This is a genomic window from Streptomyces roseirectus (assembly GCF_014489635.1).
Taxonomy (GTDB): Bacteria; Actinomycetota; Actinomycetes; order Streptomycetales; family Streptomycetaceae; genus Streptomyces; species Streptomyces roseirectus.
The window spans coordinates 3680576-3701009 of the sequence record NZ_CP060828.1; the positions used below are offsets into that span (position 1 = coordinate 3680576).

16 protein-coding genes are annotated in these 20434 nt (G+C 73.3%); 7 read left to right on the plus strand and 9 right to left on the minus strand.

Annotation, left to right across the window (positions count from 1 at the left end; all coding sequences use genetic code 11):
• The first annotated feature begins 62 nt into the window (after positions 1-62).
• Complete coding sequence (locus IAG44_RS15290) at positions 63-1202, plus strand: DUF5954 family protein (protein ID WP_187747673.1); 1140 nt, start codon at positions 63-65, stop codon at positions 1200-1202.
• Between the two features lie 70 nt (positions 1203-1272).
• Here IAG44_RS15290 and IAG44_RS15295 read toward each other — a convergent pair whose 3' ends face one another.
• The 4 genes from IAG44_RS15295 to IAG44_RS15310 all read right to left on the minus strand — a co-directional run bounded on the left by IAG44_RS15295 (position 1273) and on the right by IAG44_RS15310 (position 5970).
• Entirely contained in the window at positions 1273-3159 is a 1887-nt protein-coding gene (locus IAG44_RS15295) for an ATP-binding cassette domain-containing protein (protein ID WP_246561737.1), read from the minus strand.
• Between the two features lie 96 nt (positions 3160-3255).
• On the minus strand, positions 3256-3987 hold the full coding sequence (locus IAG44_RS15300) for a lasso peptide biosynthesis B2 protein (protein ID WP_246561738.1): 732 nt from the start codon (positions 3985-3987) through the stop codon (positions 3256-3258).
• Positions 3987-5735, minus strand: coding sequence for an asparagine synthase-related protein (locus IAG44_RS15305; protein ID WP_187747674.1), 1749 nt, complete (start codon positions 5733-5735; stop codon positions 3987-3989). The genes IAG44_RS15300 and IAG44_RS15305 overlap by 1 nt, the downstream gene beginning before the upstream one ends.
• An 85-nt stretch (positions 5736-5820) precedes the next feature.
• Positions 5821-5970, minus strand: coding sequence for a hypothetical protein (locus IAG44_RS15310; RefSeq protein ID WP_187747675.1), 150 nt, complete (start codon positions 5968-5970; stop codon positions 5821-5823).
• Positions 5971-6409: 439 nt separating this feature from the next.
• On the opposite strand from IAG44_RS15310, the gene IAG44_RS15315 reads away from it, so the two are divergent.
• Complete coding sequence (locus IAG44_RS15315) at positions 6410-7837, plus strand: NsdA family TPR-like regulatory protein (RefSeq protein ID WP_246561739.1); 1428 nt, start codon at positions 6410-6412, stop codon at positions 7835-7837.
• Positions 7838-7987: 150 nt separating this feature from the next.
• On the opposite strand, the gene IAG44_RS15320 is transcribed toward IAG44_RS15315, so the two are convergent.
• Entirely contained in the window at positions 7988-8431 is a 444-nt protein-coding gene (locus tag IAG44_RS15320) for a DUF3017 domain-containing protein (protein WP_246564003.1), read from the minus strand.
• A 94-nt stretch (positions 8432-8525) separates the two neighbouring features.
• Positions 8526-9380: a bifunctional methylenetetrahydrofolate dehydrogenase/methenyltetrahydrofolate cyclohydrolase gene (locus IAG44_RS15325; protein ID WP_187747676.1), complete on the minus strand. Its 855-nt coding sequence runs from the start codon at positions 9378-9380 to the stop codon at positions 8526-8528.
• 227 nt (positions 9381-9607) lie between these two features.
• Between IAG44_RS15325 and IAG44_RS15330 the strand changes: the two genes are divergently transcribed.
• The 3 genes from IAG44_RS15330 to IAG44_RS15340 all read left to right on the plus strand — a co-directional run bounded on the left by IAG44_RS15330 (position 9608) and on the right by IAG44_RS15340 (position 12553).
• Positions 9608-10342, plus strand: a complete 735-nt coding sequence (locus IAG44_RS15330) for an RDD family protein (protein WP_187747677.1) — start codon at positions 9608-9610, stop codon at positions 10340-10342.
• 184 nt (positions 10343-10526) lie between these two features.
• Entirely contained in the window at positions 10527-11255 is a 729-nt protein-coding gene (locus IAG44_RS15335) for an FHA domain-containing protein (RefSeq protein ID WP_187747678.1), read from the plus strand.
• Entirely contained in the window at positions 11255-12553 is a 1299-nt protein-coding gene (locus tag IAG44_RS15340; RefSeq protein ID WP_187747679.1) for a serine/threonine-protein kinase, read from the plus strand. The genes IAG44_RS15335 and IAG44_RS15340 overlap by 1 nt, the downstream gene beginning before the upstream one ends.
• A gap of 388 nt (positions 12554-12941) precedes the next feature.
• On the opposite strand, the gene purH is transcribed toward IAG44_RS15340, so the two are convergent.
• The gene (gene purH, locus IAG44_RS15345) at positions 12942-14519 is read right to left on the minus strand and encodes a bifunctional phosphoribosylaminoimidazolecarboxamide formyltransferase/IMP cyclohydrolase (protein WP_187747680.1); all 1578 of its coding nucleotides are present in this window, start codon (positions 14517-14519) and stop codon (positions 12942-12944) included.
• Positions 14516-15301, minus strand: coding sequence for a phosphoribosylglycinamide formyltransferase (gene purN, locus IAG44_RS15350; protein WP_425508453.1), 786 nt, complete (start codon positions 15299-15301; stop codon positions 14516-14518). The genes purH and purN overlap by 4 nt, the downstream gene beginning before the upstream one ends.
• Positions 15302-15798: 497 nt before the next feature.
• On the opposite strand from purN, the gene IAG44_RS15355 reads away from it, so the two are divergent.
• Positions 15799-16620 carry a hypothetical protein gene (locus IAG44_RS15355; protein ID WP_246561740.1) on the plus strand — a complete coding sequence of 274 codons (822 nt, stop codon included), beginning with the start codon at positions 15799-15801 and terminating at the stop codon, positions 16618-16620.
• A gap of 341 nt (positions 16621-16961) precedes the next feature.
• On the opposite strand, the gene IAG44_RS42950 is transcribed toward IAG44_RS15355, so the two are convergent.
• Positions 16962-19019 (minus strand): cell division protein PerM, encoded by a 2058-nt coding sequence (locus IAG44_RS42950; protein ID WP_246561742.1) that lies wholly within the window; start codon positions 19017-19019, stop codon positions 16962-16964.
• Positions 19020-19115: 96 nt separating this feature from the next.
• On the opposite strand from IAG44_RS42950, the gene IAG44_RS15365 reads away from it, so the two are divergent.
• The gene (locus IAG44_RS15365) at positions 19116-20300 is read left to right on the plus strand and encodes a helix-turn-helix domain-containing protein (RefSeq protein ID WP_187747683.1); all 1185 of its coding nucleotides are present in this window, start codon (positions 19116-19118) and stop codon (positions 20298-20300) included.
• Positions 20301-20434 lie beyond the last annotated feature (134 nt).

Here is a 20434-nt window from a genome sequence, read left to right on the forward strand (position 1 = left end):
CGTTTTCGGGCCGCCTCGATCATGCAGGTCTGCGGCGCGGCCCGCTCGGGCACCGTAGACGCATGCGCGATTTTCGGGACAGTGCGCCCTCCTACCTCACCTTCCGGATCACCCCGCAGGACGGCCCCCTCGCGGCGTTCGCGGAGCAGGAGGCGACGGCGGCGATGAAGCGGTATCCGGAGGTCATGGGGCTGGGGCTGCCGCAGTTCTTCCCCACCCGTGAGTGCGAGACCGGCGGCTGGGAGATCCTGACCTGCGGCGCCGGCACGCCCCAGGGCGCCCGCGACTCCCTCGGCAGCCACTTCCGGGGCCTCGCGAAAGAGGCGGAAGAGGCCGGGGACGAGAAACTGCGCCGCAAGTGGATGGCGGCGGCGAAACGGATGGACCGGGAGGCCGTCGACGAGGTCCGCGTGCTCGGGCAGCGGTTCCGGATCGCTCGCACAGGGCGGTTCATCCGCATGGGGCAGGCCGGGCCCGAGCCGCCCCGCCCGTCCGACAAGGACATCCCGGACGTCGGCATCGCGGACAAACTCGCGGGGGACGACGTCGGCCACGTCATCGACTCCTACACGTCCACCGGGCTCTCCGACGGGCTCCTCAAGGTCGAGCTGCTGAGCCTCATCGGCGTCCCCTCCGCCGACGCGCCCCCCGAGATGCGGGCGGAATCGGAAGCGGCCCAGATCAACTACCCCGGCGGAGTTCTCCTCCCCCCGGTCTTCATCATCTCCCAACGCCAGCACGGCCGTTGGACGACCTTCCACCCCGAGTCGTCCTACTCCACCCCCCAGGGCGCCCGCGACTCCCTCGCGATGTACCTCCGGGTGACGGGCCCCTGGAGCCTCGGCCTGGACGACGAAACGAAGGCGGCCTGGGCAGCCCGAGCGGACCACCTGGACGAAACCCGAGCGGACGTCCTGCTGGTGGACGACATCCGCTACCGCGTCACCCGCGTCGAACGCATCGTCCGCATGGGCCCCGACGGCCCGGAAGGCTCCCGCCCCTCCGACTACGACCCCGAACCCCCCATCGACGTCCAGGTCCGCCAGCTGAAGGAAGAGGGCCTGTGGGAGGAGAACGACGACGCCCCCGTTGAACTCCCCGAGGGCGTACCGGACATCTTCCGCATGCAGGCCATGCTGGAAGCGGAACGCGACCGCCAGCGGGAGTGGAGGAAGGCGCGGGGGATGCGGGAGTTGGACTGAGGGACCACACACCCGCCGCCGAGGGTGATGTTCGCGTGGGCGGTGGTCCCGGCGGAGATCTGGCGCCAGATCAGGTTCCAGGGCCTTCCTGGAGACGGTGGAGCTCGGCGAACAAGGAGTCCTGGTTGAGGAGTTCCTGGTAGGTGCCGGTTTCGGTGATCTTTCCGTCCCGCATGACGATGATGCGGTCGGCTGTGCGGGTGTTGGCGAGGCGGTGGGTGATGACGAGGGCGGTGCGTCCGGTGGCCAGGAGGCGGAAGGCGTTGAAGACCTGGTGTTCGGCGCGGGCGTCGAGGGCGGCGGTGGGTTCGTCGAGGATGTGGACGGCGGCGTCGGCATGGAAGGAGCGGGCGAGGGCGATGCGCTGCCACTGGCCTCCGGAGAGGTCGTGTCCGCCCCACCAGGAGCGGGCGAGGGAGGTGTCGAGTCCGTGAGGGAGGCGGTCGAGGACGTGGTCGGCGCCTGCGGCTGCGGCGGCGTCGTGGATGGCGGTGTCGCCCAGGGGGTGGGGGGTGCCGAGGGTGATGTTCTCGCGGGCGGTCAGGGGCCAGCGGGTGTAGTCCTGGGGAGTCATGGCGACGTGCCGCCACACGTCGGCGGGGGCGGCGTCGGCCAGGGGGGTGCCGTCCCAGGTGACGGTGCCGGTGTCGGGGAGGTAGAGGCCGGTGAGGAGGTGGACGAGGGTGGTCTTGCCGGAGCCGTTCTCTCCGACGACGGCGACGATCTCGCCGCGTTTGAGGTCGAGGTCGACCTGGTCGACGGCGGGGCGGTCGCTGCCGGGGTAGGTGAAGGTGAGGTTGCGGGCGCTGATGACGGTGGGGCCTTCGGGAGGCAGGGGGCGGGTGCCTCGGTGGGTGCGGTGCTGGGCGGCTTCGTCGAGGAAGGCAGACCAGTCGTCGAGGTGCAGGCCGGTGCGGAAGATACGGGCGGCGGCGCGGGTGAGGGTGGTGAGGGCGGCGGTCGCGGTGCGCAGCGCGAACAGCGCGGTGCCGGCGGCTGCGGGTTCGAGACGGCCGGTGGTGACGAGGAGGGTGAGGGCGGCGAACGCGGCGAGGAGGGTGAGGGCGGAGAGGGTGTCGCCGGCGAGCTGGACGCGCAGGCCGCGCAGCGCGGCCGTGACCGCTTCGGTTTCGAGGCGGTCGGAGACCTGGCGGTAGCGGGCGGACAGGAAGGGGCCCATGCGGGCTGAGCGGATCTCGGCGGCGGTGTTGCGGTCGGTGCTGTAGCCGCGCAGGGTCGCGCGCAGGCGGCTGTCGGAGCGGGCGGCGGTGACCGCCGCGTGTTCCAGGCGCGCGGCCCGCAGCGAGGCGTACGCGCGGGGGACGGCGGTCAGCAGCAGGAGGGCGACGAGGAGCGGGTCGAGGACGGCGACGACGGCGGTGACGGCGGTGAGCTGCGCGAGGACGGAGATGCCGCTCTGGACGTCGAGGACGAGGTCGCGGGCTGACTCGGCGCCCTTGCCCGCCGCTTCCAGGCGGTCCTCGAAGCCGGGGTGTTCGTAGGCGATCAGCTCGACGCGGGCGGCGGCGTCCAGGACGCGCAGATCGGCCTCCCGGAACACGCGGGGGCTGAGGCGGGCGGCGGCGGCGCGGGCCGCGGTGTCGGCGAGGGCTGCGGCGGCGAGCGCGCCCGCGACCCAGGCCGCCGGGGCTGCCGCGTCGCGCAGGAGGGGGCCGAGGGGTTCGTGGCGGTCGTAGGCGCCGGCCGCGTCCAGGGCCGCGCCGATCAGGGCCGTGGTGGCGGTGAGGGCAAGTGCGGCCAGGGCGGCGGCGGCCGTCTGGGCGGCGAGCATGGTGGTCAGGGCGCGGCGGTCCGCGTGCCAGGCCAGGCGCAGGGTGCGGGCCAGGACGGCGGGCAGGCGGCGCGCGGTGGCGGCCAGGCCCAGGGAGGCGGGTTGGTCGTCGGCAAGCCGCATGACTGGCGCGGGGCCGACGGCGGCGGGCAGGGGCTCTGTCACCCGTCCGGTTTAGAGGCCCTGCCCGCCGCCGCGCACGCCGTTTCCTGATCCGCTGTCACAGGCGGGCAGGCAGACGGCACTGGCGGTCAACTCCGGTCAGTTCCGTTCATCCTGCGGGGGGATGGGGGGTGCGGCGGCGACGGCGGTCCACGGGCGGCGGGGGTCGTCGGCATCGCGTCCGGACAGGCCGAGCGCGCCGGCCGGGGTCCACACCCAGGCGTGCGCCTCGTTCGGCAGACGCCGCGCCCCGATCACCCAGTGCGCCCGACGCCCGCGCAAGGCCATGGTGAGGACGGCGGCCAGCGACACCTCCATGCACGCGATCCGGCCCGGCCACCAGGGCGGGCGCACGGCCGAGACGGCGGCCACCGCCTCGGCGGCCACGGCGGGCGGGGCCGGCGGGAGGCGGTGCAGGAGGCCGAGCAGCCGCATCCGCGCCCGCAGCGGCAACCGCATCAGCGCGAGCGCGAGCACGAGGGCGGGAGCGGCCAGCACCCGCACCAGGCGGCCGGGCCGCGTGCACGGTTCGGCCGGTGAGGTTGCCGGGGGCATCGGCGGCGGCAGCACCGGCGATCCGCTCTCCGCGTCCGTGAGCAGCCCCGCCTGCGTCAGGCGCTCGACGGTCTGGGCGACGACCGCCTCGACGTCGCCTCCCATCCCCTCCGCCCGCAGTTCCTGCGCCACCTGGGGCAGAGTCCCGGCGAGCGCGGCCGACCAGATCCGTTCGGTGGCGGTGTTCATCCACTGCCACCGGCCGCTCGGCGCGTGCAGGACGGCCACGCAGCCCTCGCCGAGGTCGGCCCGGTGGACACCGGGTGGTACCCGCATCACCGCGCACTCCCTGCCGGGACGGTGATCCGCGACAGCCACCAGGAGGTGATCAGGAAACTCTCCAGGGCACCGAGCGGCGGCCGTCCGACGCCCTCGACCGCCGCGTCCAGCGCCGCGTGGACCGCGTCGGCGTCCATGAGGCCCGCCGCGGTCAGCGCGCTCGCGTCCACCACGGCGTGCAGCTCCCGGCGGTGCGCGCGCAGCCCCTCGTACAGCAGCGGCGTGAAGTTGCCCTTCGACTGCCGTCCGGCCAGCCATCCCGGCAGGTCGGGGCGGGCCAGCGCGAGCAGCGGCTTGTAGCGGCCGGGGCGGCGGCGTTCGCCGGCCCCGATGCGCAGGCACGCGGCGACGACCTCGTTGTCCAGGAACGGGGTCACCGGGACGATCCCGTGCTCGGCGTACAGCGGTGCGCTGTCGTGCAGGGCGCCGCCGTTGTAGCGCAGTGCGGCCCAGTCCTCCCATTCCCCGGCGTCGACGTCACCCACCGTCCGCCCGGAGGCGTCGAGCATCGCGGCAACTGTCCGCCGCCCGTGGCCGGTGAGCCAGCGGGCGGGCGCCCCGATGGGGCACCACGTCCACACCCCGGGCCCGTCCCCGTACGCCTGCCCGGCCGCGACAGCCTCCGCCGCCCGCTCCAGGGCGTAGGGCCGCCCGCGCCGGGCTGCCTCCTTCACCGCCCGCCACAGCGGGCCGGGCGCGGTGTTCACCCGGCGGGCCCGCTCGGCGACCGCCGCCTTCGCCTGCCGGGTTCGTCCGTTCTGCGCGAGGGAGATCCACGCGGCCGTCGACGACTCCAGCACCACGTCCCCGCCGTGTCCCGTCAGGTGCACGGGCGAGACACCGCGTGCGGGCGGGAGGTAGTCGGCGTCCAGCGCGCTGGAGGCGACCGTCAGGACCGGCGCGTGGGGCACCGCGCGCGGCCATCCCGTGTAGTGCGCGCTCGCCGCCCCGCCCGCGCTGACGTGGTGTTCGGCCCCCGTGTAGGCGGCGACCTGCCGGGCCAGGCGGGTGTCCTCGCCGTCGGCGAGGGGGCCGCCGTAGGTGACGGCCACGACCGGGGTGACGGCCGAGGCGGCGATGACGACCGTCGAGGAGTCCAGGCCGCCCGACAGGTCCGCGCTCACCCTGGGACCGGCTGTGCCGGCGTAGTCCTGTACGGCCGTCCACAGCGCGGCCCCCGCCTCCGGGGCACCACTCTCCATGCTCCGCCCGTCCGGGCGGGGCCGTACGTCGACTGTGCGCGCGACGCCGTCCTCCAGGACCAGGGCGTACCCGCCGGGCACCCGGTCGACGCCGGTCCACACCGAGCGGTGCGGCCAGTGCGACGCCGAACCCGCCGCGACCGTGGCCGCGAGCAGGTCCAGGTCCGGGCCCCGGCCGAGTTGCGCGGCCAGCAGCTCGGCGTCCGTCGCCCACACCATGCCCCGCCCGTTCTGCGCCGTGAACAGGGGCCGCATGCCCGCGAGGTCCCCCGAGACGACCGTCCGTCCCCGGACGGCGTCGTGGACGGCCATCCAGTACGAACCGCCCAGCGCACAGACCTCGCCGTACCGGCCCCCGGCGACCGCCTCAGCCGTGCGGGCGATCGCGTCGTCGCCGCCCCGGCACATCCCGGCCACCACCGCGGTCACCGCCCCGCGCTCCACCACCCGCAGTACGGCACCGGGCGGATGCCACACCCCCGACGTCCGCACCGCTCCCGCCGGAGCCTCCACCGTGCCCCCGGCCAGCCACACCGTCGTCATTCCGTCCCCTCATTCTTTTCGTCGGTCGCGGACATGCCTGGGGCGGCACGGTGTGACACCGCGCCGCCCCAGGGTGTTCAGCCGGTCAGCCCTCGAAGTAGTTCGACTTGTCGGAGTCGTTGAAGGTCTGCCGGCCGAGGGTGACCTCGTCGACGTCGGCCGACGACAGCACCGGCACCGGCACGGCCTCGATCGAGACCACCGCGCTCGTGCCCGGGTTCGTGTTCGCGTTCATGACGGGGTGTCCTTCCTGTTACGGGGACGGCTGGCACCGGGGCGGCGCCGGCCGGTGGTGCGGGAGTGGTCCACGGGGACCCGCCCCGGAGAAGGAGCGGTCAGTTGTAGTAGGCGACGTCCGCCTCGCGGGCACCGTTCTCACGCTCGCCGAGCGTCACCACGTCGGCGTCCTCCGCGTACAGCACGGGGAAGACGATGAGGATGTGCTCCATGGCGTGTTCTCCTTCCGCGGCCGGTGTCTCCGGCGCCCTCACAGCACACCGCCCCGAACGCCTGCGCGGTAGCCCGGTGGGGTGCGGTGAACAGCGGTGCTCGACGCGACACCGCACCCTGCGCCCGGCCCGGCGCTTTACGGCGAACTACCATCAGGCACGGGCGAGTTGACGAACCGGCCGATAGCCTGGAAGGCCCGCCGCCAGGCACAGAAGGGCACAGCCATGGGCAGGCCCCCGCTCGACCGGCAGCCGAACACCCGCCTGGCCTACTGGATGAGCCGGGCACACATGGGCAACAACCGGCTGGCCCGCCTGATCACCGAACGCGCCGCCGCCCAGGGCATCACCGGGATCGCCACCGACGAGAGCCGCGTCCGGGCCTGGCTGAAGGGCACCGTGCCCCGTGACCCCGTGCCCCGCCTGCTGGCCGACGTCCTCAGCGGCGCGACCGGCACCGACCTCACCCTCGCCGACGTCGGTCTGCCCGGAGAGACAGGCCCCACCGGTATCCGGAGCCCGTGGACCCGTACGGGCGCCCTCACCTCCCTCAGCCAGATCATCCGGAGCGAACTGATGCTGCCCGACACCCGCACCGGCCCCGATGCCGCCGACGTCCTCACCAGCAACGACCTCCTGGCCCCCTTGCAGGAATGGCTCCTGTCACAGCCCGACGACGCCGACACCGCCCGGCCCGGCCACCGCATCGGCATGTCCGAGGTCGACGGCATCCGCCAGATCACCACCGCGTTCCGCGACCTCGACAACCGGCACGGCGGCGTCCTGTCCCGCTCCGCCGTCCTCGCCCAGACCGACACCGTCCTCACCCTGCTGAAGACCAGCACCTACACCGAGGCGGTGGGACGCGAACTGTTCTCCGCCGCCGCCGACCTCGCGAGCGTCGCCGGCTGGATGACTTTCGACGCCGGCCGCCACACCGCCGCCCAGCGCACCTTCGTCTCCGCCCTGCGCGCCGCCGCCGAGGCCGGCGACAAACGCATCGGCGCCCACATCCTCCAGTGCATGGCCCGCCAGATGTCCCACCTCGGACACGTCGACGACGCCCTCGACCTCGTCGCACTCGCCCAGTACGGCGCACGCCGCGACCTCACCCCCGCCGCAGCCTCCATGCTCGCCGCCCTCGAAGCCCGCTTCCACGCGATCACCGGGAACACCGCCGACAGCGAAGCCGCCGCCGCCCGCGCCCTGGACGCCTACGAGCGCGTCCAGCCCACCGCCGAGGCCCCCTACATGGCCTTCTTCGACCTCCCCGAACTCCAGGCGACCCTGGGCATGGCCCACCAGATCGCCGCCCGCCACCTCGACGGCACCGCCCGCACCCGCCACGTCCGCCGCTCCGCCGACCTCGTCCAGCAGGCCCTCGACGCCCGCCCCGAACACCGCCGCCGCAGCAAAGCCTTCGACCACCTCGGCCTCGCCCGCACCCATCTCGCCGGCAGCAACCCCGACGCAGCCGCCGAGGAAACCGCCCGCTGTCTCCAGCTCCTGGGCGCCGTCCACTCCCGGCGCGTCACCGACCGCCTCGGCGAGCTCTACCGCGAAGCCGAACCCTTCACCACCACCGCACCCGGCCGCGACCTCCGCGAACAGATCCACGACCGGCTCACCACCCCGACCGGCCCCGGCATCTGAGCGCCGCTCTCAGTCACTTATTCACGCAGGGACTCCGTGGACAGCGGTACGCCGGGGACACCCCGGGATGTACCTCAATGGCTCCCGTACCTTGTGCGGGAGCCATTGACGTCCCCTGGGGGAAGAGGTGGTGCCAGTCCGGTTTCCGCCTCACGTCTGCACGGTGAAGTGGAGGGTGTCCTTGAGGAAGGGGATCTGAAGCAGCGGATCGGGCTGCGCCATCAACGCGAGCAACACGATGACGACCCCCAACACCCCGTACGTGACGATGTCGGTGAACCGGGACCGCACGGCGAGCATCCCCACATCAGGCATGACCCACCGCATAGCGGCCCCCCCGATCAACGCCACCCCCACAAGAATGCTCCCCACCCGAAACTGATCGAACGCCGTAACCAACAACCCCACCCCCACAGTGCCCAACACAGCCAACATCGGCCACTGCCTCGCCTGCACCGACCGCGCCCCCGCGACCGCCCTCCCACTCCCCTCCGGCCGAGCCGTGTCCCGCGTGATCCGCGGAAACCTCCGACTACGCCGCACTACCTCTTCGCCCACAGTCCCCTCACCTCGCTCGATGTCGCCCTGCCGCACTGTCGGCCGCTCCCCAGTCTCCTGCCCGAGGACGCCGTCCCGCCCCACCGGGGTTCCCCCCGAAGCCGCCGCCCGCCGTTCACCCCCGCTCACCTCACCCAACCCCCCGCTCAGCCGCCTCCACCACGTTCACCAGCAACTGGGCGCGGGTCATGGGGCCGACGCCGCCGGGGTTGGGGGAGAGCCAGGCGGCGACTTCGCGGACGTCCGGGTGGACGTCGCCGAGGATTTTGCCGTCGGGGCCTCGGGAGACGCCTACGTCCAGGACTGCGGCGCCTGGTTTGACGTCTTCCGCTCGGATCAAGTGAGGGGAGCCCGCTGCCGCGATGATGATGTCGGCGCGGCGGAGGTGGGAGGGGAGATCGTGGGTGCCGGTGTGGCACTGGGTGACCGTCGCGTTCTCGGTGCGGCGGGTGAGGAGGAGGGGCATGGGGCGGCCGATGGTGACGCCTCGGCCGACGACCACGACGTGGGCGCCGGCGATCTCCACGCCGTGGCGGCGCAGGAGGGTGAGGATGCCGTTGGGGGTGCAGGGCAGGGGCGCGGGTTCGCCGAGGACGAGGCGGCCGAGGTTCACGGGGTGGAGGCCGTCCGCGTCCTTCGCGGGGTCCATCAGCCCGAGGACGCGGTTCTCGTCGAGGCCCGCGGGCAGCGGGAGTTGGACGATGTAGCCCGTGCAGGCGGGGTCCTCGTTGAGTTCGCGGACGACCTTCTCGACGTCGTCCTGCGTGGCCGTCGCGGACAACTCGCGTTCGATGGAGGCGATCCCGACCTCCGCGCAGTCCCGGTGCTTGCCGGCGACGTACTTGCGGCTGCCGGGGTCGTCCCCGACGAGGACGGTTCCGAGGCCGGGCGTGACGCCCCGCTCTCTCAGCGCCGCCACACGTGCGGTGAGGTCCGACTTGATCTCGGCCGCGGTGGCCTTGCCATCGAGGATCTGGGCGGTCATGCGGCCATCCTCGCGGATGACGGGGCCCGGGTTCCAATCCGGTCACACCCCGGGTGGATGTTGCACTTGCACAACACCCGGCGAATCGGGCTGGACAAGAACTGACCGATCGATCAACGATGAAAACCGCAGATTTGCGGTCCGGTCGGGGGGCAAACCGCTCAAGAATTGACATTCCTCCGCTCTGTCCGCTTCGTCCCCGCGCACACCAACGGAGGAATCCAGCCATGAGTTTCGGCGCGCCGCCGCCCGGCAACCCCTACGGCCAGCAGCCCCCGCAGCCGCAGCCCGGCGGCTACGGACAGCCGCAGCCCGGGTACGGCCAGCCGCAGCAACCGGGGTACCCGCAGCAGGGCTACGGCTACCCGCAGGACCCGTACGCGCAGCAGCAGCCCCCGCAGCCCGGCGCCTACCCGAGCTACCCGCAGGCCCCCGGCGGCGGCTACCCGCAGGGCTACGGCACCGGCCCCCAGGTCGCGTCCATGGGCCGCCGCTTCGCCGCGCGCCTGATCGACGGCGTCATCATCGGCGTCCTCTACACCGCCTTCGCGATAGCCGGCGTCGCGGGCAGCATCAGCTCGATGCAGGACTGCGACCCGAACGCCTCCACAGCCGTCTACAACGCCTGCATGGACGGCGCCGCGAACGACTTCGCCTCCAAGTTCGGCGCGGTCCTCGCCGTCCTCGGCATCGTCAGCCTCCTCTACGAGTGGCTGATGGTCGGCCTCAAGGGCGCGACCCTCGGCAAGCTCGCCCTCGGCCTGCGCGTCGTCAACGTCGAAACGGGTCAGAAGCCCGGTCTCGGCTCGTCGTTCATCCGCTGGATCATCCCGATCGTCGGCAGCTTCGCCTGCGGCATCGGCCAGCTCCTCGTCTACCTGTCCCCGTTCTGGGACAAGTCGGGCCGCCAGCAGGGCTGGCACGACAAGGCGGCCAAGACGATGGTCATCCACAACCAGTAGCCCGCCGCGACTCAGGCGTGCACCCCCGGTACCGTTCCGGGCGTGCACGCCTGAGTGCTGTCCGCGCGCCTGACCCTCCGGTATCGGGCATAGCGTGGCGGAAAGCGCCAAGGCACCTTTACTCTCACTCCCATCGGATCGGGGGCCGAGCCCCCCGACCTGTCTGGAGAAGGGGGACGTCTCCATGCACAGCCTCATCGTCGTACCGCCGACGTGTGCGGACGCGAACGGGCAGATCAAGCTCCGCGCGGGCGAACGGCTGACGTTCGGCAGAGCGGACGCCGGACTGGTCATCGCGCACGAGGGGGTGCCCCGCGTCGCCGGGGAACTCACTCCCGACCGCACCTTCTGGCTGCTGAGCAACCACAGCGAGGACCAGACCTACGTCGTCGAGAACCCGGAGGGCGCCGGCGAGCACGTGAAGGTCGCGCCGGGCCGGCTGGACGCGCCGGTGCCCTTCGAGTTCTCCCGCGTCGTCCTGCCCGCCGCCGGCGACCTCCTCACCTTCGACGTGTGGGCCCCGCGCCACGCCTTCCGCAGCGTGTCCCGGCACGGCCTCGCGGGCGCGCTCACCGCTCCCGCGTTCTCCCTGGACCGCACGAAGCGCTACTTCGCCGTCCTGACGGCCCTGTGCGAGCCCCGCCTGCGCGGCGAACCGCACGCCCCGCTGCCGGCCGTCGAAGACCTCGTCGTGCGCCTGCGCGAGGTGTGGCCCGGCGTGACCCGTTCCGCCGTCTACTGGAACATCGACTACCTCGCCGTCAAGCTCCGGCTGCGCGAGGACACCGCCGAGCCCGGCGGCCGCCGTCTCAACGGCAAGAAGGAGACCCTGGTGGCCCTGGCCCTGCGCTTCGACCTGGTCCAGGAGGACGACCTGAGGCTGCTGTCCGCGCCGGCCCTCAGGGAGGCGTGATGAGCGTCGACGTCCCCCAGGGGTACCGGGTCGGCGGCTGGGAGGTCCGCGAGCCGCTGGCGTGCGGCGCGTTCGCCACGGTGTACGCGGGCCGGCGCGCCGGGGACACCCCCGGGCTGCCCCGCCAGGTCGCCCTGAAGTTCCTGCCGACCGGCACCCGCACCCCGCGTCAACTCCACCACCTGCGTGAACTAGCCGAACGTGAGGTCGAGTTGCTGTCCCGGCTGCGGACGCCCCGGCTGATCCGCCTCTACGAGACGCTGACCGTCGAGGACCCCGGCCGGCCCGAACTCGACGGCGCCACCGTCCTCGTCCTCGAACGCGCCGAGGGCTCCCTGGACAACCTGCCGCTGGGGAACGTCCGGGTGCTGGCGCAGATCTGCGAGGGCCTGCACCAGCTGCATCACGCCGGCTGGGTGCACGGCGACCTCAAACCGGCCAACGTCCTGCTGATGAAGGACGGTTCGGTACGGCTGGCCGACTTCAGCACGGCCGCCGAACTGGAGGGCACCTACGCCTACGCCCCCGCGTTCACCACCCCCGACTACACCCCGCCGGAACTCCTGTGGCCCGAGGTCAGCGAACGCGGCACCCGGACCCGTCCGTCCGCCGACATCTGGGCCTTCGGCGTCCTCGCCCACGTCCTGCTCACCGGCACCTACCCGCTCCCCGGCGCCACCCCGCAGGCCCGCACGGACGCCGCCCTGCGCCACGCCCAGGGCACCGAGGAACTGCGCCTGTCCCCCGAACTCCCCGCCGGCTGGCCGGAGATCGTGCGGGACTGCCTGGCCCCGGCGCACACCGAACGCGTCTCCACCGAGGCGCTGCTGCGCCGCGTGGAACACCTGGCCGGCACCACCCGCTCCCCCCGCCTCCCCCGCCTGCGCCCCCGCCGCCTGCGCCGCACCGCCCTGGTCACCGCCCTCGCCCTCGCCCTGCTGGGCGCGGGGACGGCCACGTACGCGGCCCTGCGCGAGCAAGAGCCGACGACCAGCACCGCCCCGCCGACCTGCGAGAAGCCCGCGCCGCACACGGACACGAAGAACCGCACCGGCTACACGGCCGGCTGGAACACCACCTGGGACTTCACCGTCCGACGCGGCGACGGCGGCAGCCAGGTCCGCGAACTCCAGTGCCTGCTCCGCCACTTGCACGACATCCCCGAAGTCGGCACGGTCGACGGCGACTTCGGCCCGATGACCGACGACGCGGTCGTCACCTTCCAGAAACGCGCGGGCCTCGACGCGAACGGCGTGGTGGACGCGCGCACTTGGACGGCGCTGCGCAAGGCGGACTAGCCGGGGCTGGGCGTGGGCGTCGGCGAAGCGGGCGAACGCGGTGCGGGTCAGCGGGCCGGCCTTGCCGTTGATCGCGCCGGTGTAGTCCGACGTCTCCGTCAACTGCCGCTGGAGCGCCTTGACGGTCTCGGTGCCGAGCAGACCGTCGATCGCCCCGTCGTACTCCCAGTACTCGGCCGGCCGGCGCTGGACGTTCTTGGCCTGCTCGATGCTCAGGCCGAGGTTGACCACCGCGGCGGCGCTGACCAGCGCCTTCGGCAGGGGATGGCGTCGCATCCCGTGTTCCTTCCCTCGGGCCCGGCGTGTCGCCCGCCAGTCTGCTCGCACGAACGGGCGCCCGGAACCTGGAATGTTCCAGGTTCCGGGCGCCCGTCGAGTACGGCTCGGCTCAGTGGAAGAAGTGCCGCGTCCCCGTGAAGTACATCGTCACGCCCGCCTTCTTCGCGGCCTCGACGACGAGTTCGTCGCGGACCGAGCCGCCCGGCTGGACGACGGCCTTCACGCCGGCGGCGACGAGGATTTCGAGGCCGTCGGGGAAGGGGAAGAACGCGTCGGAGGCGGCGTAGGAGCCCTGCGCGCGCTCGGCGCCGGCCCGCTCGACCGCGAGCTTCGCGGAGTCGACGCGGTTGACCTGGCCCATGCCGACGCCGACGGAGGCGCCGTCCTTGGCGAGGAGGATCGCGTTGGACTTGACCGCGCGGCACGCCTTCCAGGCGAACGCCAGCTCGGCCAGCTCGTCGGCGGACAGGGCCTCGCCGGTCGCAAGCTGCCAGTTCGCCGGATCGTCGCCGTCGGCCTGGAGGCGGTCGGTGACCTGGAGGAGCGCGCCGCCGTCGATCGGCTTGACCTCGGCGGGGTGCGCGGGCGCGGCCGGGGCCTTCAGGACGCGGATGTTCTTCTTCTTGGCGAGCGCTTCGAGGGCGCCGTCCTCGTAGTCGGGCGCGACGATGACCTCGGTGAAGATCTCCGCGACCTGCTCGGCCATCTCCTTGGACACCGGCCGGTTGACCGCGATCACCCCGCCGAACGCGGACAGCGGGTCACACGCGTGGGCCTTGCGGTGCGCCTCCGCGACGTCCGAACCGACCGCGATCCCACAGGGGTTGGCGTGCTTGATGATCGCGACGGCCGGCTCGTCGTGGTCGTACGCGGCACGGCGCGCGGCGTCCGTGTCCGTGTAGTTGTTGTACGACATCTCCTTGCCGTGCAGCTGCTCGGCCTCGGCGAGACCGACACCCGTACCGTCGACGTAGAGCGCGGCCGGCTGGTGCGGGTTCTCGCCGTAGCGCAGGGTGCTCTTGCGCTCCAGGGACGAGGCGATGAACTCGGGGAACTGAGAGTCGTCCGCGGGGGCGTAGGTGCTCGCGAACCAGCTCGACACCGCGATGTCGTACTCGGCGGTGTGCCGGAACGCCTCGGCGGCGAGCCGCTTGCGGGCGACGAGGTCGAAGCCGCCGTCCGCCACGGCCTTCAGGACGTCCGCGTACCGGGCCGGGTCCGTGACGACCGCCACCGACGGGTGGTTCTTCGCGGCGGCGCGCACCATGGACGGGCCGCCGATGTCGATCTGCTCGACGCACTCGTCGGGGCTCGCGCCCGAGGCGACCGTCGCGCGGAACGGGTAGAGGTTGACGACGACGAGGTCGAACGGCTCGACCCCCAGCTCGGCCAGCTGCTCACGGTGGCTGTCGAGCCGCAGGTCCGCGAGGATCCCGGCGTGCACCTTGGGGTGCAGGGTCTTGACGCGGCCGTCCAGGCACTCGGGGAACCCGGTCAGCTCCTCGACCTTGGTGACGGGGACGCCCGCGCCGGCGATCCGGGCGGCGGTGGAGCCGGTGGAGACGAGCTGGACCCCGGCCGCGTGCAGGCCCTGGGCCAGCTCCTCCAGGCCGGTCTTGTCGTACACGCTGACGAGCGCGCGGCGGATGGGCCGCACGTTCTCGGAGATTGCAGCCTCGGCGGTCACGGGATAACTACCTTTCGTCCCTCAATGCGGTGGCCGCGGCGGGCGAGCCGTCCCACGACCTCGACGAGCAGCCTTCGCTCGACTTCCTTGATGCGCTCGTGCAGCGCGCTCTCGTCGTCCTCGTCCCGGATCTCGACCACGCCCTGGGCGATGATCGGGCCGGTGTCGACGCCGTCGTCGACGAAGTGGACGGTGCAGCCGGTGACCTTGGCGCCGTACGCGAGCGCGTCGCGGACGCCGTGGGCACCGGGGAAACTCGGCAGCAGCGCCGGGTGCGTGTTCACGAACCGGCCGCCGAACAGGGCCAGGAACTCCTTGCCGACGATCTTCATGAAACCGGCGGAGACGACGAGGTCGGGTTCGTGCGCGGCGACGGCGGCGGCGAGAGCGGCGTCCCAGTCGTGCCGGGTGCCGTGGTCCTTGACGCGGACGACGAACGTCGGGATCCCGGCGCGTTCGGCTCTGGCCAGGCCCTCGATGCCGTCGCGGTCGGCGCCGACGGCCACGACACGGGCCCCGTACTCCTGCTCGCCGGTCTTCTCGATGTGGTCGAGGAGGGCCTGGAGGTTCGTACCGGAGCCGGAGACCAGGACGACCAGGCGGTGCGGCTCGGCCACGTTCAGGCCCTTTCGTGCGGTGGTTTCGTGCGGGGGTTTCGTGCGGGGGTGCGCGGTGGTGCTGCGCGGTCTTTGTGCGGTCTTTGTGCGGTCGTACAAATGCTTCGTCGCCCGGGATACGGGGAAGTCTACGAAGCGGCCGACCGGCAGCAACGATACCGGCACACCCGGCGGCCCCCACGGGACGGGGGCGGGGGCGGAGGGTAGCGTCTGCGGGGAGCGGGGCCTGTGACGCGGTGGAGCGGGCTCGGGAACGCGGCGGGGTTGTGGCACGTTTCCGCTGTGACAGCTCGTTTAGCAGGACATCCACCCGACCGCCCCGACTTGTCCGACTGACCTCCGACTCACCTAGGGAAGACGCTCACTTGATGCCGGACCGCAGTCTGCGACCCACCCCGACGACCTCGCAGCCCCCCACGCCCTTCGCCCACCGGAACAGCCTTGCGGGGGTGCTGTTGAGGGAGGGCCGCGTCTCCTCCCCGGGCGCGGAGGGGTCCACACCGGGGTCGGAGGAAACGGTTCCCGAGGCGGGGGGTCAGGGGGCTGCGCCGGGCGCTGGAGGTTCGGCGGGCGGGGGCGGGGCTCAGGGGGCGGAGTCAACTCCGGTGCCCGGGGCGGGTGTTGGCGGGGGCGCTGGGGCGCCGGGTGCTGGGCCGGGGGGCGTGGCGGGTGCCGCGTCCGGCGGGCCGGGTTCTGGTGCGGGCGCTGCTTCCGGAGGGTCGGGGGCTGCTGCCGGGCCTGGTGCGGGTGGCGCTCCTTCCGGGCCGGGGGCCGAGGGTCAGGGGGGTTCGGCGCGGGAAGGGTCGCAGGGGGGTCGTGGGTCTCAGGGAGGTCAGGGGAGCCAAGGGGGTCAGGAGCACGGGGGGAATCCGTTTGCCGCGCCGCCCGAGGGGGCGCCGGATCAGCCCTGGCGGCCTCGTCAGCCCTCGCAGGGGGAGGGCGGGGGCGGTGAGGGGGGTTCGCCGTGGGGGCGGTGGAGTGATCGGCAGCCCGGTCGGTCGCAGGGTGGCTTCGGGGAGCGGCCCGGCGCGGGGCCCGAGGGACAGGGGGGCGGTCAGACGCCGGGGCCCCGGTGGGATCCGACGGATCCGTCCCAGCGGCGTGCGCGGTACTCGTTGCTCGGCGGCATGTGGTCCATCTTCTTCGTCCTCTTCGGGTGGACGTACGTCGCGCTGCTCCTCGGCGCGCTCTCCGTCTACTGGGCGCTCAGCGCGCTGAAGGCACGGCCGCGTCCGGGGTCCCCCGAGAACGCCGCCGCCGACAACGCCGCCCCCAACGGCTCCCGTCCCCAGACCACCGCCGCGATCAGCGGTCTCGTCACCGCGTCCATCGCCCTCGCCTTCGTCGGCACGATCTTCACGACGCAGATCGTGTACCGGGACTACTACACGTGCCGCTCCGACGCCCTCACCAACGAGGCCCAGCAGTCGTGCGAGGACCTGCTGCCGAAGCAGTTGAGGGATCTGCTGGGGACGACGGAGTAGCCGGGGGATCGAGGTCGGCCGGGGGTGTGGTCTGCGGGCGGGATCGGTGAGGTGGGGTGGGGTGGGGTTCGGGGGCCGCGCCCATGAGTCCTGACCGGCGTGCGTCCAGGTCTGATCACGCCCTCGCCACAGGTACGGGCCCGTCGCACGGTGTGCCGTCGGCCCTGTCGTCGCCGGGCTCCCGCATCACCCCGGCGCAGTTGAACTCTCGGGCTCGGCGCGGCTGATCCGGCAACCCGCTGCCGCCGGCTCCTGCGCCCCGGCTCAGTTGCGTCACGTGCCGGAACACCACCTCGCAGCCCTGCCGTCGCCCCGCCCTCACCTCGCCGGGAGCGTCCCCATCAGCGTCCCGGGTTCTCACCCCGTTCCTCCTCCGGCGTCTCTCCCTCCGCTTCCTCCCACGGTCTCGCCGCCTCCCTGAGTGCGGCCCAGCGGGTCTCGCGGGCGGAGTCGTCGTGCCAGGCGGGGTCGGGTGGGGTGGTGAAGTCGTAGGGCTCGAAGAGGGCGTCGGGGGTGCCGGTGTCGTACGGGGCGTCTTTGAGGAGGGACGCGTAGACGGGGTCGTCGGCGAGGGAACTGGCCGGCTGGGGCACCCCGTTCGCCTCGGACTTCGTCCCGTTCGCTTCGGACTTCGTCCGGAATGCCCGCCTCGGCGACAGGAACCGCGTCCAACGACGTCCACGTCCACGTGGCCCCGGTACGGCGTCGTACGCGTCCCAACTTCCGTCCGCCTCACCGGCGTCCACACCCCGCGCACCTCGACTCGCCGGCACCTGAGCCTCGTCCGCGTTCCACGCGTCCCAACTCCCGGACGTCTCGGCGTCGTACGCGCCTTCCGCACCCCAACTCCCCGGCGCCTCAACCTCGTCCGCGTGCGGCTCGCGGCACAGCCACCCCCGTACCGCGAGCGCGACCGGCACGCCGACGCCCGCGCCCCAGGCGAGCGCCGCACCTCCCGTCTGCCACCACACGGGGCCGAACTGTGCGAGCGCGCCGGTGCCGAGGGGGCCGCCGGCGGCGCCGGCGGTGAGGGACGTCGCGGCGGCGAGGACGAGGGACGAGGCGGCGGCGGAACCGGCGGTCAGACCCCAGGACCAGGGGACGTCGGCGTCGCAGGCGCCCCGCGCGACGAACCACCCGAGGACGAGCCCTCCGGCGACGGGAACCGCCCCGGCGGACCAGGTCAGCGGCCCGCCCGCACCCGCGTCGGGGACGGCCGCGAGGAGCGGGAACGGCGGGAGGAGGGACGCGGGGTCGGAGGCGAGGGGGGAGACGAGGTGGCCGGCGCCGAGGGTGAAACCGGGCCCGAGGGCGTAGGCGGCGCCCCAGACGGCCGCGTTGGGGACGAGCGCGACGCACAGGAGGAGGACGGCGAACCTGCCTGACCAGCCTTCGGTCAGGTCGAGGAAGGAGGCGCGGGCGGCGCCGCCGTGGAGGACCGTGGAGACGGCGACGAGGAGGGCGCCGCCGGCGAGGAGGACGCCGGTGGCGGCCAGGCCGGCGCGGAGGGTGGTGGGGAGGGTGGTTCGGAGGGTTGCGGTGTGGAGGGTTGCGGTGTGGAGGGTGGCTCGGGGGTGTTCCCCGTGCGCCTGTGCGCCGGTCGCTCGCGCCTGGGCGCCGTCCGATCGGGGCTCGGTGCCGCCGTCCGGCCGTGCCGGTGTGCCGACCGCGAGGCCGAGCCATCGCGCCGCGCGGGCCAACGCCCCGGCGGGATGGGCCAACGCCCCGGCGAGGTGGGTCAACCTTCCGGCGGGGTGGGTCAACCTCCCTGCGGCGGGCGGCGTCTCTCTGGGTGAACGCCGCTTGTCCGAACGTCCCTCGCCCGAACGCCCCTCGTCCGCGCCGTCCTCGCCCTCGCCCCTCTCACCCCCGCCCCAGACCCCCACCGCGGCGGCACCCGCGACGACGACCGGCAGGCACACGCCCGTCCACCCCCAGGACGGCCGCAGCGCACCCCCGGCCGCGTACCCGGCTGCCCCGGCGGCGACGACCAGGTACCCGCAGACGACACCGCCCCACGCCGCGACACCCCCCTCCGCGTCCCGCGCGGCACGCCGCACGAGCCACACCGGCAGCAGCAGAAGCAGCAACGGCGTCACCCCCACGGGCGCGGGAACACCCGAAAGTGTGTCGACGCGGACGAGTTCCGCGCCGTGCGCGAGGAGCCAGAGGGACGCGGCGACGTGGAGTGCCCCGCCGGGCCCGCTGTCGGGGTACGGCGAGCTGATCCACAGGACCATGACGAGCACGGCGACCGACCCGAGCCCGAGCCCCGCGGCGAGCACGCCGCCGAGGAACCCTGCGGCGAGCCCGGGTGAGCGGTCGCGCAGACGGGCGGGGAGGGACGACAGGGCCGACAGCGGCGGGCGGCGGGCGGTCATCGGGTTCACGCCCGTCATGCTCCCAACGACACGCGCTTTCCCGTCGTAACAGGCGAACATTCGCCGTGTCACTCAAAATACGTTTATGTACTTTTTCGTACGGAAGGGTGCCCTGTGACACAGAGTCAAGCCACCCCTCTCCCCCCTCCCAAGGAACGCCGACGCCTGCGCGTGGCCCACGCGCTGACCCAGGCTCAGATCGCCTCCACGGTCGGCGTCACCCGAGAGACGGTGCGCGCGTGGGAGACCGGCCGTACGACACCGCGCGGCACCAAACGGGAGGCGTACGCGCGGCTGCTGGCGTCGCTGGAGGGTGAGGTGACGGGGGTTCGGGGGGTGACGGAGCCTCAGACGGCGGGGGCTCAGGTCTTCGTGACGGACATTCAGGGGCCGACGGCTCAACCCCCGGTGCCGGTGGCGGCGTCTTCCCAGTCAGCACCCTTCAAGGAACCCGGTCGGCCCCAGGAACCCGCTCCGCCCCAGGAACCCGGCGAGCGCCCGCCCCTCACCCCCGCGCAGGCGTTCGACGCGCTGTACGCCTTCTGCGCCCCCGCCCTCGTCCGCCAGACCTACCTCCTCACCGGCCGCCGCGAGCTGGCCCGCGAGTCGGTGGAGCGCGCGTTCCAGTCGGCGTGGCAGCGCTGGCCCGAGGTCGCGACGGACCGCGACCCGGCGGGCTGGGTGCGCGCGACGGCGTACGAGTACGCCCTCTCCCCCTGGCACCGGCTGCGCCCCCGCTACCGTCACCCCGAACCCCCGCCCGCCTCCGCCCCCGACCGCGCCCTGCTCGACGTCCTCCTGCGCCTCCCCCCGTCCTACCGCCGCACACTCGTCCTGTACGACGGCGTCGGCCTGGACCTGCCGGAGACGGCGGCGGAGACGGAGGCGAGCACGCCCGCCGCGGCGAACCGCGTGCTGCACGCGCGCGAGGCCCTGGCCATCCGGCTGCCCGAACTCTCCGACCCGGCGACCCTCCACCGCCGGCTCGCGGAGGTCGCCTCGGCGGAACGCCTGCGCGCGCCCCGGCCCGCGGCGGTACGGCTGACCGGCGAGCGCCGCGCCAGCTTCTGGACGCGGGCGGCCATCGCCTTCACCGTCGCGATCATCGGCGCGACGGCGCTGACGCTGAACACGGCCCCCACGCACTACGAACCCCCGGTTCCCCCGGGCGCGACGGTCAGCGGGGTTCCCCCTCGCCAGGCCCCCGGCGCCCTGTCGGACGCGGAGCTGGCGCTGCGGGCGAAGCTGCGCAGGGAGACGGCGCACGGTCCGGAGAGGCTGGTGCCGGAATCTAAGTGACGGTGCGACGGTAGTTTTTTAGGGGCGCGGGGCTGCATCCATATGCGGCTCCGCCGCGCGAGCGCGACCAGCCACAACGAACCCGCACCCAGCAACGTTGAAGGGCCCGCCCCACCTGGGAAACGGGCCCATCA

Excerpts from the sequence above, each read along its gene's own strand:
- IAG44_RS15335 (WP_187747678.1), top strand. The coding sequence starts at position 10,527 with ATGCACAGCCTCATCGTCGTACCGCCGACGTGTGCGGACGCGAACGGG.
- IAG44_RS15300 (WP_246561738.1), bottom strand. The coding sequence starts at position 3,987 with ATGCGGGTACCACCCGGTGTCCACCGGGCCGACCTCGGCGAGGGCTGC.
- IAG44_RS15340 (WP_187747679.1), top strand. The coding sequence starts at position 11,255 with ATGAGCGTCGACGTCCCCCAGGGGTACCGGGTCGGCGGCTGGGAGGTC.
- IAG44_RS42950 (WP_246561742.1), bottom strand. The coding sequence starts at position 19,019 with ATGACGGGCGTGAACCCGATGACCGCCCGCCGCCCGCCGCTGTCGGCC.
- IAG44_RS15330 (WP_187747677.1), top strand. The coding sequence starts at position 9,608 with ATGAGTTTCGGCGCGCCGCCGCCCGGCAACCCCTACGGCCAGCAGCCC.
- IAG44_RS15325 (WP_187747676.1), bottom strand. The coding sequence starts at position 9,380 with ATGACCGCCCAGATCCTCGATGGCAAGGCCACCGCGGCCGAGATCAAG.
- IAG44_RS15305 (WP_187747674.1), bottom strand. The coding sequence starts at position 5,735 with ATGACGACGGTGTGGCTGGCCGGGGGCACGGTGGAGGCTCCGGCGGGA.
- IAG44_RS15310 (WP_187747675.1), bottom strand. The coding sequence starts at position 5,970 with ATGAACGCGAACACGAACCCGGGCACGAGCGCGGTGGTCTCGATCGAG.
- IAG44_RS15290 (WP_187747673.1), top strand. The coding sequence starts at position 63 with ATGCGCGATTTTCGGGACAGTGCGCCCTCCTACCTCACCTTCCGGATC.
- IAG44_RS15315 (WP_246561739.1), top strand. The coding sequence starts at position 6,410 with ATGGGCAGGCCCCCGCTCGACCGGCAGCCGAACACCCGCCTGGCCTAC.